Genomic DNA, 13139 nt, shown 5'->3' on the forward strand with positions numbered 1-13139 from the left:
CTGGACGTGCGGCAGCCACTTCGCCCACTCCCACTCCTCCTTCGCGCGGCCCGCGGTGGCGACCGCGATCAGCACGTCGTCGGGACTGTGGAAGGTGACCAGCTGCGCGAGCATCGCGCGCGTCAGGCCGCGGGTGAGGGCGCGGTCGCCCTGCATGCTCACCGCGGCGAACCCGCGGAGGGTGATCTGGGTCGGCAGGTCCGGCACGATCGAGTGCGCGCGCACGAACCGGCGCAGCGCGAGGGTGGCGATCGGCTCCAGCTCGTCGACCGGCCCGGTCTGCGGCGGGACCAGCCGCGTCGCGAGGCGGTGCGAGCTGCGCCCGACGCGCAGGTGCAGGAAGTCCTGGTCGTTCGTCCGCCGCTCCCACATCCGGCGGCTCGCGGCCAGTGACCACAGCGACTGCGGATCCGGGTGCACCCATTCCAGGGCGGCGCGCTGGTCGACCATCGCCTCACGGGCGCGGTCACGCATCTGGCCCAGGTAACGGAGGTAGTCCTTGCGGTCCTCGTCCATCTCGGCGCGCTTGGCACCGCCGCCCTTGCCCCCACCGCCGGCCATCATCCCGAGCGTCCCGACGACCATCATGCCGCCCATGGCCATCATCATCGGGTTCCGGTTGGAGGCCTGGAACATGAAGACCATCATCCCGAGCGACGCGACGATCATGACGACCGGAAGCGCCTTCATGACGATGTTGCCGGGGATGACGCGGGGCACCTCGGGCGGCGGCTCGAGGTGCACCTCACCGCCCGGCGGACGCGGTGCCGCCAGCCGCGGCGACTTCTTGAACTGCAGCGTGCTCATCGAAGGACCCCTCATTCAAACTCGACGATGGCGGCCACCGCTTGGTGCGCGAACAACCTATCGAACGTATCGGGAGAATTCCGCCGGATGCCGGAACCCCTCGTGAACGCTGCCCCACCCTCGTCCGCCGAGTGTAGGGCCCGGCACCGACAGTAGTGGCGCCCTTCGCCCGCTGGACCTCCGCCGACCTGCCGTTGCCGGTGAATTTCGGACGTTCGATGATGTCGGCACCCGGGTTCGGTATAAGTTCCCCCGGGAGCAGTCTCGACCGAGCGGGGGCAGTGCAGTGGCTACGGGCACGACAGTTTTCAGCAGGGTGACGGTCGTCGCGCCCTCTACGCGGATCGACGTGGCCCTGCCCGCCGATGTCGCGGTGGCCGATCTGCTGCCGATGCTGCTGGACATGGCCAAGGAGTCGTCGCCCGACGGCGGGGCCCGCCACGGTGGCTGGGCGCTGGCGAAGCTCGGGGACGCCCCGCTCGACCCGAGCCGGACGCTCGCCTCGCTCGGCGTGGTCGACGGTGAGCTGCTCCAGCTGCGCAAGCGCAACGAGAACCCGCCGCCGCCGCTGTACGACGACGTCGTCGACGCGATCGCCGAGTCCTCCCCCGACAGCTTCCGGCCCTGGACCAAGGAAACGGCGAACCGCTTCGGGCACGTCGCGGGCGGGCTGGCGCTGGTCGCCGCCGCGTTCGCGCTGTTCATGAGCGGCTCGCTCTACGGCGGCAGCGCGATCGGCGCGGCCATCGCCGGCGGCATCGGCGCGATCGCGTGCGTCGCGGTCGGCGCGACGCTCGCCAAGGCGTACAACGCCGAGGCGACCGGGGTGCTGATCGCCGCGGCCGGCGGCCTGCCGCTGGCGTTCGTCAGCGGCTTCTACATCGTGCCCGGGCTGTCGATGCGGGCGAACCTGCTGCTCGGCGCGGTCCTCGTGCTCATCGTCGCGTCCGTCTGCATCATGGTCATCGGCGCGGGCATCACGACGTTCATCGCGGCCGCGACCGTCGGCGTCTTCGGCGCGCTGGCCTTCCTGTTCGGCACGCTCGTCGCGCACCCCGCGGCCGGTATCGCGGCCGGCACGGTCGCCGTCGCCCTCGCCTGCATCTCGATCCTGCCACGCGCCACGATCTGGCTCGCGAAGCTGCCGCTGCCGCACGTCCCGGGCAGCGCCGAGGAACTCAAGGAAGACTCCGGTTTCCCGGACTACCGGGCGATCGAGCGCCGCACGGCCGTCGCGCACAACTACATGACCGGCCTGATGGTCGGCTGCGGTGTCACGGTCGCGGTGTCCGCGATCATCGCCGCCACCGCGCCCGGCGCGTTCGGGATCATCCTCGGCGTCGTCGCGACGCTCGTGCTGCTCCTGCGCGCCCGCGCGTACGCCAACGGCAGCCAGGCGATCGCCCTGCTCACCACGGGCCTGGTCGCCGCGACCGGCATCGGCATCGGCTGGCTGCTCACGGCGAGCGCGCAGAACCGCCTGCTCTACGTCTTCGGGGTGCTGATCCTGCTGGCCGCGGGCGCGCTGGTGGTCGGCGTGATCTTCCCGAACCAGCGGTTCTCGCCGCCGCTGCGGCGCACCGTGGAGATCATCGAGGCGATCAGCATCGCCTCCGTGCTCCCGCTGGCCCTGGGTGTGATGGACCTCTACACCACCCTGCGGCACCTGAACTTCAAGTGACCGGATCGGGTGACTCTCGGATGGCAGTAGGACGCCGTTTCGGCGCAACCCGGCGAACCACGACGGCCCTGCTGGCCGGCACGATCGGCGTGCTGGCCCCGCTGGGAGCGGCCCTGCCGGGCTGGGCGCAGACGTCCACCGACGGCTACTTCGCGACGCCGCCCCCGGTCGACACGACCAAGCTGATCCCGGACGAGCGGAAGCCGGACAAGGCCTACAAGCCGTCGAAGGCGTGCGTGCAGCGCAGCACCCTCGGGCAGAACATCGTGCTCAAGAACCGGCCGTGGGGGCAGGACTACCTGCAGGTCTCGAAGGCGCAGGAGATCGTCAAGGCAGCCACCGGCGGCATCGGCAAAGACGTCAAGGTCGCCGTGATCGACACCGGCGTGACCCAGCACCCGTGGTTCCAGGGCCGGGTCAAGTCCGGTGGCGAGTACGTGGCGAAGCCGTCGAAGGGTCAGCCGGACGGGCTCGAGGACTGCGACGGCCACGGCACCGAGGTGGCCGGGATCATCGCGGCCAAGCCGGACAACCCGGAGGTCGGCTTCATCGGCATGGCCCCGGACGCGACGATCGTGTCCTACCGCCAGCTGAGCGAGAACTACGAGCCCGACACCCAGACGTCCAGCCCGCCGGCCAGCAGCACCGGCGGCTCGCCGCCGTCGTCGAGCACGGGCACACCGCCCGGTTCCGAGACGTCGCTGCCGCCGAGCTCCGGCGGTGGCGGCAGCGGTGAGGGTGACCAGACCTCGCCCGGGCAGACCAACGGCGGCCGTCAGCTGGAGAAGGCCGGAACCGCGGGCACGCTGAAGACGCTCGCCGAGATCATCCGCGGCATCGCCGACCGGCAGGAAGCCAGCATCATCAACATGTCCGTGGACAACTGCCGGACCGCCGACGGGTCGATCACCGCCGGCGAGCAGCAGGTCCAGGCGGCCGTCCACTACGCAGCCGAGCGGAACATCGTGATCGTCGCCGCCGCGGGCAACGCGACCGACAGCTGCCCGCAGAACGACCAGCCGGACGCGCGCAAGCCGAAGACGATCGTGACGCCGCCGTGGTTCGCGGACGACGTGCTCTCCGTAGGCGCGATCGACGAGTCCGGCAGCGTGGCGCCGTTCAGCGTGCACGGCCCGTGGGTCGGCGTCGCCGCGCCGGGCACGAAGATCACGTCGCTCGACCCGGCCGAGGGTTCGGACGGCCTCGCGAACCTGACCTTCGAAAGCGGCGACAAGGCCAGCGAAATCCAGGGCACGAGCTTCGCTGCGCCCTACGTCGCGGGGCTCGCGGCGTTGGTCCGGGCGAAGTACCAGAAGCTGGACGCGAAGGGCGTCATCAACCGGATCAAGGAGACGGCCCAGCACCCGGCGGCGCCGGGCGGGCGGGACAACTTCGTCGGCTACGGGGTCATCGACCCAGTGGCCGCGCTGACCCAGAGCCTGCCGTCGGAGCTGGGGAACCAGGCGCCGATCCCGGCGCCGCAGATGGCCCAGCTCCCGCCGTCGAACGACCGCAGCTCGACCCCCGTGATCGTGGCGCTGGCCGGCACCGGCGGCGGCGTGGTGGCGCTGCTGATCACGCTGTTCGTGATGCACACGATCCGCCGCAACCGGACCGCCGACACCGGGCCCACCACCCGCCGCTGACGCGGGCCCGGCGTCACTTCGCGGGTGGCGCCGGGGGCTTCTTCGGCTGCGGCTTCGGGTTCTCGTCCTCGCCGATGACCGGGGGCGCCACCAAACCGGGCTCGCCCAGCAGTTCGGACGGGTTGATCGTCTGGCGGGACTTCGGCTGGCGCCGTCCCCCGCCGCCGCCTCCGCCGAAGGCGCCGAAGCCCATCATCGGCATCATCGGGACGCCGCCCGACGTGTTGTGGTTCGCCGTCGTGTCCGGGGGTGCGTCGGCCGGTTGCGCCGCGTCCGGGGTGACCGCCCCCGTGTGCTTCGGCTCCGCTGGGTCGCCGCTCGCCGCGGACGGTGTCGTCGACTGGTCCGCCGAAGACGGCGATGTCCCCGGAGCGGCTGCGCCCTCGTCGTTCAACGCGCCGTCGTGCAGCTTGAACCGCTCCTGCGGGTAGCGGTGCCGGATCTCGATGGTCCTGGACTTGCCGTCCGGGTCGTCGACGCCGTCGCAGAGCCGGTCGAACGCCTCCATGACGTCGCGCGCTGTCTCGTACAGGCTCTTCGCCGACTCCTGCGTCTCCTCCAGCTGGGCCCGTGCACGCCGGGTGCCGCCGTTGGGCAGCAGCATCGTTTCCGACACCAGTTCCGCCGTGTCGACCAGGACCTCGACGAGGTCCACGACCACGTGGCGCAGGGTCTCCACCATGTCGTCGAGCGCGGCCGCCAGGGTGTTCAGCGCCTCCTGGAGGTCGCCGCCCGCCGAGCCGATTTCCCTGATGTAGGCCACGAACGAGTCCGCGTCGCGGCCTTCCCAGCCGGCGTCGAGACGGCCCAGGTGGTCGTCGAGGCGCGCCGAAACGTCGGCGGCGGTCGACGCGGCCTGGCGCAGCCGCCCGGCTTCGGCGCCGAGGTCGGCCCAGCGGCCCAGCAGCGGCCGGAAGTACGTCTCGACCGGATCGACCAGCCCCAGCTGCCGCGAGACGTCGGTGAGGTAACCCAGGTGCGGCTCGGCCGCCGCGGTGATGTCCTCGCCCTGCGGGACGGCCACGGCGACCGGCGCGGCCTGGCGCGCCAGCGGGTGCGCGATGGACTCCGTGGAGCCTTCTTCGGTCATCATCCGTCGAGCCTCCCGGCCCGCTTGATCAGCTCCGCGGCGTCCGCGTCCTGACCGCTGTGGCGGACCGTCACCTGCCGCAGCGCCTCGGCGGCCGAGCGCAGGGCTTCGGCGCCGTCGGTCAGCTGGCGCCGCAACGCCCCGGACGCCCGCCCGTACGACGCACCGAGCCCGATTTGGGCCCCCAGCGCGCCGTACGACTCTTCGGAGACGCCTTCGCCCCCGACCTCCACGGCCGCCGCGTCCAAGTCGTCAGCGGCCGCCTCGGCCGTCTTGGCGTACTCGGCGACGACGGCGCCGTCCATCCTCAAGCCGGCCACGGCACCTCCGCTCACGAAAAGACCTTCGAGCGTGTGACGCCCGCCGCGGACCCGCGGTTCCGCTCAGCCGCCCGCTTGCTGGGTCTGCGTCGGGAACGAGCCGGCGTTGGGGTCGATCGGCACCGAGTCGAACTGCTTGAGCACGTCCTGCGTGTTCAGCGACGCGCCGGTCGGCAGCAGGCCGATGATCGACTCGGGTGCGGGCTGCCGGTTGCCCAGCCCGATCGCGTCCGCGGTCGTCGCGTCCGGGACGCTGTAGCGGATGCCGCGGTCGGAGATCAGCTGGATCGCGCCCTTGCCGAAGCTGTCCTTGCCGGTGGCGGACTGCACCACCGCGCCGAAGCCCGGCTGCAGGTAGAAACCGTTGATGGGCACGCGGTTCGGGCCCGGCGTGGTCACCTTGGTGGTGGCGAACTTGGGGCCGTGGCTGTTCTGGCCCGGCAGCTGGGTGTCGATGTAGACGGACGTGTGGCCGTCGCGGTTGGCACCGTCGCCGACCACCGACCAGCCGAGGCAGGCGACCGCCGAGTTCTTGGTGGCGTCGAGCACCGTCGGGACCGACCGCGGGAAGTCGTCGACCTGGATGTAGCCGGGGTCGCCGGACCGCAGCACGGTGACGCCGGACAGCTTGTCGAGGCCGAGCGTCTGCAGCCTGCTCGCGCTGCCGTGCTTCGCGACGCGCACGACGTCGGCGACCGCCTGCGACACCTGCTGGATGCCGCTGGTGGTGATCGCCCAGTACTGCGGCTGTTCGCCCGTGGGCTGCGTGGAGAAGACGTCGCCCGCGGACAGCCCGCCGAAGTCGGCCGGCGCCGGGCCGTCCGGGATCACCGGCGGGGTCAGGCGCGGGACCTCGGGGATCGCGTTCAGCAGGCCCTGCGAGATCTTGCGCGGCTTCTGGTTCAGCAGCTGCAGGGCGGTGGAGACCGCGTTGTGCGAGTCGCTGGTGTCGATCTCGGCGCGGACGGTGTTGGCGTTCGGGCGGTTCTGCGTGCTCGGCAGGCGGTAGACGAGGTAGGTCTTGCCGTTGTCGGCCGCCGCCAGCAGCGCTTCCTTCTCACCCAGCTCGGTGCCGAGGGCGTTCGGGGCGACACCGCCGAAGACGGACGTCTCGGTCTTGCCGATGTCCGGGTTCGGCTGGGTCGGGTCGAGCAGGACCTGGTCGCACACGGCCCAGTTCGGTGAGATCCGCTGCGCGTCGGTCGGGATCAGCTGCGGCCCGTCCGGGATGCCGGTGAGCTTCCCGCGCGGGATGTCCTTCAGCTGGTCGTCGGACACGACCGTGGGGTTCTTCACACTCGCCGGGCTCGCCGCCGAGGACGGGGCGGGCGCCGCAGTCGCACCGCCGTTGTTCCCGCCGCTCGACTGCTTCGACTGCGCCAGCAGGAGAAGCCGCGCCGACGCGAGGTTGAACGTCGGCACGAGGGTCTTCGGGTTCCCCATCACCACGTAGACCGTGCCGGACTGCTCGCCGATCACGATGTTGCCGGCCTCCGGCACCGACGGCGCCGGGCTGAGCAGCCCCCAGACGACGAAGACGATCATGCCGAGGGCACCGAGCACGACCCCCACGATCGTGGCCCTCGTGTGGGTGCGCATGGGGTCGTGCAACATCACGGCGTCGCGCCGGACCAGCGCCGACTGCATCCGCCGTAGGACGAATTGATACGCCTGAACCTGAGACTTAGTCGTGGGTGTTGATGGCATTCTCGACCTACAGCTCTCCCCGTCGCGGTACGGTTCCGCAGGATAGCCGTACGGGGACCGTCTGGTGTGGGGTTTCTACCAACTCCGGCTAGGGTCGGACACCCCGGGACCCGGCTTCCGGGGTACGCAAGCACGAGGGGAAGAGAACGCGCGGATGTCCGTCACCACGCCTCCACGTCCGCCTGGCCCGCCCGGGCCGCCGCCACCCGGTCGCCCGCCGGGCCCGCCGCCGCGGCCGGGGAGACCCGGTGGTCCCGGCGGCCCCGGCGGAGTGCCCGGTGGACCCGGTGGCGCTCCCGGCGGACCCGGTGGTGGACCTGGTGGCCCCGGCGGTCCGGGCATGCCGCCGCGCGGTCCGGGCGGCCCCGGTCCGGGCGGCCCAGGTGGGCCCGGCGGACGCCCCGGCGGTCCTGGTGGCCCCGGCGGTGGCGGTCCTGGTGGAGGCGGTCCCGGCGGCCCGGGTGGCCCCGGTGGGCCTGGTGGGCCTGGTGGCCCAGGTGGCCCTGGCGGTGGCGGACCTGGTGGTCCCGGTGGCGGTGGCCCCGGCGGACCCGGTGGCGGTGGCCCCCAAGGACCGGACGACAGCGGCCCCTCCACTCCCCCGCCCGGCGCGGTGCGGATGGCACCACCGGCCCGGCGCCGGTCTTCCGGCGTCAACCTCGGGCCGCTGCCCGTGGCGAACCTCGTCGTGCTCGAGGTCGGCCTCGCGATCGGGCTCGTTCTCCTCGCCATCGACATGTCGCTCAAGTGGGTCGGCGTCGGCGTGGTCGGCTTCGCGCTCATCGTCGCGCTGCTCCGCTGGCGTGGCCGCTGGTTCACCCAGTGGATCGGGCTGACCCTCCGCTATTCGTTCCGGTCGCACGACCGGGTGGCGAACCCGCTGCCGCCGAGCACGGTCGAGGCGATGACCGCCGAAGAGACCACGGTGACCGGCGCGGACGACGCCCGCGTCAACCTGCTCCGCGTGGCCGTGCCCGACCTCGTCGTGGCGCACGGCGTCGACCACGAACGCCAGCAGGTCGGCCTCGCCTGGAACGACGGCACCTGGACGGCCGTGCTGCTCGTCGAGCCGACGCCGGCGATGATCACCCAGGCCGGTGACGCGCCGAGCCTTCCGCTGTCGGCGCTGGCGCCCTGCCTCGAAGACCGCGGTGTCGTCCTCGACTCCATCCAGCTGATCTCGCACTGCTACCCCGGCAGCGCGGCGCTGCCGTCGGACTCGCCCGCACTGAGCTCCTACATGGAGGTGCTCGGCCCGCTGCCCGCGGCGGCGCGGCGGACGACGTGGGTGGCGATCCGGCTCGACCCGAAGCGCTGCCCGGCGGCCATCCGGGAACGCGGCGGCGGCGTCGTCGGCGCCCACCGCGCCCTGATCGGCGCGCTGTCCCGCGTGCGCAACGCGCTGGAGTCCCAGGGCGTGCCGACCCGGCCGCTCGACCCGGACGAGCTGCTGCGGGCCGGCATCTCCGCGGCGGAGCTGACTTCGGTCGCCGGCTCGGCGGACCGGGTGACGCTGCAGGAGCGCTGGTCCGGCGTGACCGCGGCCGGCATCGGGCACGCGAGCTACGCGATCACGGGCTGGCCGAAGGGCAAGATCAGCGGCAGCCTGAACGCGCTGACGAGCGTCCGCGCGCTGTCGGCGACGGTCGCGATGTCGATCTCCCCGGCGTCCGACGAAGGCAAGATCGGGCTGCGCGGCGTGGTCCGGCTGAGCGCGCGCAACCCGCGTGAGCTCGACGCCGCCGACCAGCGGCTGCAGGGCCTGTCCGAGCGGCTGGGCGTCGACCTGACGCCGCTGCGCGGGCTGCAGGTCTCCGCGTTCGCCGCCACGCTGCCGATCGGAGGTACAGCATGAGTTCCCGCGTCCGTGACGCCGGGCAGAACACCGGTGTGGCGCCGGAGTTCACGGTCGACCCCGCGATGCTCGACGCGATCAGCCCCTCGGGCGACCGCGGCGGCATCGTCCTCGGCTCGGGCCTGAAGGGCGAGCCGCTGACGATCTCGGCGCTGCGCTCGACGCCGACACGCATCGTGCTGGTGGGCGGGCTGTACCTGGCCCGTCAGGTGGCGATGCGCGCGATGGCGGTCGGCGCGTGGGTCGTGGTGGCGACGGGCCGCCCGGCGGCGTGGCAGGTGCTCTCGCAGGCGGCCGGCAGCCGTGACGGCCGCCCGTCGCCGCTGGTGCAGATCCGCCGGCTGTCCCCGGTCGAGCTCCCGCGGCCGTCGGAGGACGCGCCGCTGCTGGTGGTCACCGACGGCGGCCCGACCCCGCAGGACCTGTTCCCGCCCCGCTCGCCGTGGCAGACGACGATCTACGTGCTGCCGTACCTGCACCCGCAGGCGGGCGCGACGGCCAACGCGGCGGACCTGGTGCTGATGCAGCGCCTTCCGGCCGGTCAGGCCGAACTGGCGGCGCGCATCTGGCGGCTCCCGCCGCAGATGATGCGGCAGCTGACGACGTTGAAGGACGACCAGGTGGTGGCCCTGGGCCGCAACCTGTGGCGGCCGCTGCGCCTGGTGACGACGGGCAAGGAGCAGCAGCTCCTGGGCCCGGTCCGCCGCGGCGACTGATCTCGCGCCGCCCTCGTGAGCGGGAAACCCCTCACGAGGGCGTGCGGATGTTGCGGGTTTGTTCGGCGCGGGCGGCGAGGTCCGCGTCCGGCGGGTAGTCGACCGCGGTGAGGGTCAGGCCGTGCGCCGGGGCGACCGCGCTGTCGCGGACGCCGCTCGCCAGGAGCTGCTCCGGCCAGCCGGGCGCGCGGCGGCCGTCGCCCACCATGAGCAGGACGCCCACCAGGCTGCGGACCATCGAGTGGCAGAACGCGTCCGCCGAGACCCGGACCTCCAGCAGGTGCTCGTCCACCCGCGTCCATTCCAGGCGCTGCAGCTCGCGGATCGTCGTACCTGTCTCGCGCTGCTTGCAGTACGCCGCGAAGTCGTGCAGGCCCAGCAGGTCCGCGGCGGCGGCGTTCATCGCGTCCGTCGACAGTGGACGGTTCCAGGCCAGGGTGTCGTGCCGGCGCAACGGGTCCACGCCCCACGGCGCGTCGGACACCCGGTAGCGGTAGTGCCGGCGGACGGCCGAGAACCGGGCGTCGAACCCCGGCGGGGCCACCCGGGCACCCAGCACCCGGACGTCGCCCGGCAGGAGCCGGTTCCAGCGGCCCGTCATGCGGGTCAGGTCCGGGATGCCCTCGGCGGACATCGGGACGCGCCCGGCACCCCCGGGCACGACGTCCACGTGCACCACCTGGCCCGTCGCGTGCACCCCGGCGTCCGTGCGGCCCGCCACGACCACGGACTTCGGCACCGACGCGCCCGGCGGCTGCTTCTGCAGGGCCTCCTCCAGGAGCCCCTGGACCGTGCGGCGACCAGGCTGCCGGGCCCAGCCCGAGAAGTCCGTGCCGTCGTAGGAAACGTCCAAGCGCAGACGAACGAGCCCGCCCTCCCCAGCGGGAGTGGCGGGCTCGTCCGGTGTCGAATCGGCCTTCAGGACGTCAGTCCTTCTTGGCGTCCGCGTCGGTCTCCTCGGCAGCCGGAGCCTCCGAAACCTCGGTGGTCTCCTCGGCCTTGGCCTCCTCGGCGGCGGGCGCCTCGGTGGTCTCCTCGGCAGCCGGGGCAGCGGCCTTCGGCTCGTCCTTGGCGAACTTCGTCTTCCGAGCGCGCTCGGCCTCCGAAGTCACCGTCTTCTCGGCCACCAGCTCGATGACGGCCATCGGCGAGTTGTCGCCCTTGCGCGGCATCGTCTTGGTGATGCGGGTGTAGCCACCGGCACGCTCCGCGAAGTGCGGCCCGATCTCGGCGAACAGCTTGTGCACGACGTCCTTGTCACGGACGACCTTCTGCACCTGACGACGGTTGTGCAGGTCGCCCCGCTTCGCCTTCGTGATCAGCTTCTCGGCCAGCGGACGGACCCGCTTGGCCTTCGCCTCGGTGGTGGTGATCTTGCCGTGCTCGAACAGCTGCGTGGCCAAGTTGGCCAGGATCAGCCGCTCGTGCGCGGACGACCCGCCGAGCCGGGCTCCCTTGGTAGGGGTGGGCATTGGTTCTCCTAGTTCAGCTCACAGCGTCCAGGCACAGGGCCTCAGAGCTGCTCGGTCTCTGCGTAGTCCTGGCCATCGTCGTGGCCGTCCGAAATCCCGTCGGCGATGCCACCGACACCCTCCGACCAGCCTTCACCGTCGTAGCTGGCGGCCGCCGCGGTCGGGTCGAACCCGGGCGGGCTGTCCTTCAGCGCGAGGCCGAGGCCGACGAGCTTGAGCTTGACCTCGTCGATCGACTTGGCGCCGAAGTTGCGGATGTCGAGCAGGTCCGCCTCGCTGCGCGAGACGAGCTCGCCCACCGTGTGGATGCCCTCGCGCTTCAGGCAGTTGTACGACCGGACGGTGAGGTCCAGGTCCTCGATCGGCATCGCGTAGGCGGCGATGGTGTCCGCCTCCTGCGGCGACGGGCCGATCTCGATGCCCTCGGCGTCGACGTTCAGCTCGCGGGCGAGACCGAACAGCTCCACCAGCGTCTTGCCGGCCGACGCGACCGCGTCGCGCGGCGTGATCGACGGCTTGGTCTCGACGTCCAGGATCAGCTTGTCGAAGTCGGTGCGCTGCTCGACACGAGTCGCCTCGACCTTGTACGTCACCTTCAGCACCGGCGAGTAGATCGAGTCGACCGGGATCCGGCCGATCTCGGCACCCGCCTGCTTGTTCTGCAGCGCCGGAACGTAACCGCGGCCGCGCTCGACGACGAGCTCGATCTCGAGCTTGCCCTTGCCGTTCAGCGACGCGATGTGGAGGTCCGGGTTGTGCACGGTGACGCCGGCCGGGGGCACGATGTCGGCCGCCGTGACCTCACCGGGGCCCTGCTTGCGCAGGTACATGGTGACCGGCTCGTCCTCTTCCGAGGACACCACGAGCTCCTTGAGGTTCAGGATGATGTCGGTGACGTCTTCCTTCACCCCGGGAACGGTGGTGAACTCGTGCAGCACGCCGTCGATGCGGATGCTCGTCACGGCCGCGCCCGGGATGGACGACAGCAGCGTACGACGCAGCGAGTTGCCGAGCGTGTAGCCGAAGCCGGGCTCCAGCGGTTCGATGGTGAACCGGGAGCGGGTCTCGTTGACCGTCTCTTCGCCGAGAGCCGGCCGCTGGGAAATCAGCATTTCTTCCTAGTTCCTTTCCAGACGACGCCCGCCATATGACGTCGAAGGGATGGCGCGGCGGCGGCGCACTGTGGGCGCCGCCGCCCTGCGTCCGACGGTGCCGGACTACTTCGAGTAGAGCTCGACGATCAGCTGTTCCTGAACCGGAACGTCGATCTGCGCGCGCTCCGGGAGCTGGTGGACCAGCACGCGGAGGTTGGACTGGACGACCTGCAGCCACGCCGGGATCGGGCGGTCGCCGAAGGACTCCTTCGCCGCCACGAACGGCAGCATGCCCATGGACTTCGGCCGCACGTCGATGATGTCCCACTTGGTGACCTGGAACGACGGGACGTTGACCTTGACGCCGTTGACCAGGAAGTGGCCGTGGCTCACCAGCTGACGCGCCTGACGGCGGGTGCGGGCGATGCCGGCGCGGTAGATCACGTTGTCCAGCCGCGACTCGAGGATCTGCAGCAGGTTCTCACCGGTCTTGCCCGGACGCCGGACGGCTTCCTTGTAGTACCGGACGAACTGACGCTCGAGAACGCCGTAGGTGTAGCGAGCCTTCTGCTTCTCCTGCGACTGCAGGAGGTACTCGGACTCCTTGATGCGCCCGCGGCCGTGCTGGCCCGGCGGGTAGGGGCGACGCTCGAAAGCCTGGTCGCCGCCGATGAGGTCAACCTTGAGGCGACGCGAAATACGCGTCGCGGGGCCGGTGTAACGAGCCATTTCTTCTTACTCCTCCCCGTTC

General features: G+C 71.7%; 11 protein-coding genes and 1 pseudogene. 4 read left to right on the top strand and 8 right to left on the bottom strand.

Features of this window, described 5'->3' with window-relative positions; genetic code table 11:
* Positions 1-807, bottom strand: a pseudogene (locus ACWEN0_RS32470) (type VII secretion protein EccC); the annotation flags it as partial.
* A 316-nt stretch (positions 808-1123) separates the two neighbouring features.
* Between ACWEN0_RS32470 and eccD the strand changes: the two are divergent.
* Positions 1124-2488, top strand: a complete 1365-nt coding sequence (eccD, locus tag ACWEN0_RS32475) for a type VII secretion integral membrane protein EccD (protein WP_451982269.1) — start codon at positions 1124-1126, stop codon at positions 2486-2488.
* Between the two features lie 20 nt (positions 2489-2508).
* Positions 2509-4134 carry a type VII secretion-associated serine protease mycosin gene (locus ACWEN0_RS32480; protein ID WP_451982272.1) on the top strand — a complete coding sequence of 542 codons (1626 nt, stop codon included), beginning with the start codon at positions 2509-2511 and terminating at the stop codon, positions 4132-4134.
* Between the two features lie 13 nt (positions 4135-4147).
* Here ACWEN0_RS32480 and ACWEN0_RS32485 read toward each other — a convergent pair whose 3' ends face one another.
* Genes ACWEN0_RS32485 through eccB form a run of 3 tightly spaced genes read right to left on the bottom strand, consistent with a single transcriptional unit; the run spans position 4148 to position 7251 of the window.
* Positions 4148-5227, bottom strand: a complete 1080-nt coding sequence (locus tag ACWEN0_RS32485; protein WP_451982275.1) for a WXG100 family type VII secretion target — start codon at positions 5225-5227, stop codon at positions 4148-4150.
* Complete coding sequence (locus ACWEN0_RS32490) at positions 5224-5559, bottom strand: hypothetical protein (RefSeq protein WP_451982278.1); 336 nt, start codon at positions 5557-5559, stop codon at positions 5224-5226. Before ACWEN0_RS32490 ends, ACWEN0_RS32485 begins: the two co-directional genes overlap by 4 nt.
* Positions 5560-5607: 48 nt before the next feature.
* Positions 5608-7251, bottom strand: coding sequence for a type VII secretion protein EccB (eccB, locus tag ACWEN0_RS32495; protein ID WP_451982280.1), 1644 nt, complete (start codon positions 7249-7251; stop codon positions 5608-5610).
* A gap of 619 nt (positions 7252-7870) precedes the next feature.
* Here eccB and eccE point away from each other — a divergent pair.
* Positions 7871-9106 carry a type VII secretion protein EccE gene (gene eccE, locus ACWEN0_RS32500; protein ID WP_451982283.1) on the top strand — a complete coding sequence of 412 codons (1236 nt, stop codon included), beginning with the start codon at positions 7871-7873 and terminating at the stop codon, positions 9104-9106.
* Positions 9103-9822 (top strand): hypothetical protein, encoded by a 720-nt coding sequence (locus tag ACWEN0_RS32505; protein WP_451982286.1) that lies wholly within the window; start codon positions 9103-9105, stop codon positions 9820-9822. The genes eccE and ACWEN0_RS32505 overlap by 4 nt, the downstream gene beginning before the upstream one ends.
* A gap of 31 nt (positions 9823-9853) precedes the next feature.
* Here ACWEN0_RS32505 and truA read toward each other — a convergent pair whose 3' ends face one another.
* From truA to rpsD, 4 genes are all read right to left on the bottom strand, one after another.
* On the bottom strand, positions 9854-10675 hold the full coding sequence (gene truA, locus ACWEN0_RS32510) for a tRNA pseudouridine(38-40) synthase TruA (protein WP_451982289.1): 822 nt from the start codon (positions 10673-10675) through the stop codon (positions 9854-9856).
* Positions 10676-10748: 73 nt separating this feature from the next.
* A complete protein-coding gene (rplQ, locus tag ACWEN0_RS32515; protein WP_451982292.1) occupies positions 10749-11294 on the bottom strand; it encodes a 50S ribosomal protein L17 in 546 nt (181 codons plus the stop codon).
* A 41-nt stretch (positions 11295-11335) separates the two neighbouring features.
* Positions 11336-12406: a DNA-directed RNA polymerase subunit alpha gene (locus ACWEN0_RS32520; RefSeq protein ID WP_004558887.1), complete on the bottom strand. Its 1071-nt coding sequence runs from the start codon at positions 12404-12406 to the stop codon at positions 11336-11338.
* Positions 12407-12511: 105 nt separating this feature from the next.
* Positions 12512-13117 (bottom strand): 30S ribosomal protein S4, encoded by a 606-nt coding sequence (rpsD, locus tag ACWEN0_RS32525; protein WP_451982295.1) that lies wholly within the window; start codon positions 13115-13117, stop codon positions 12512-12514.
* Positions 13118-13139 lie beyond the last annotated feature (22 nt).

The organism is Amycolatopsis sp. NPDC004378 (assembly GCF_053602455.1).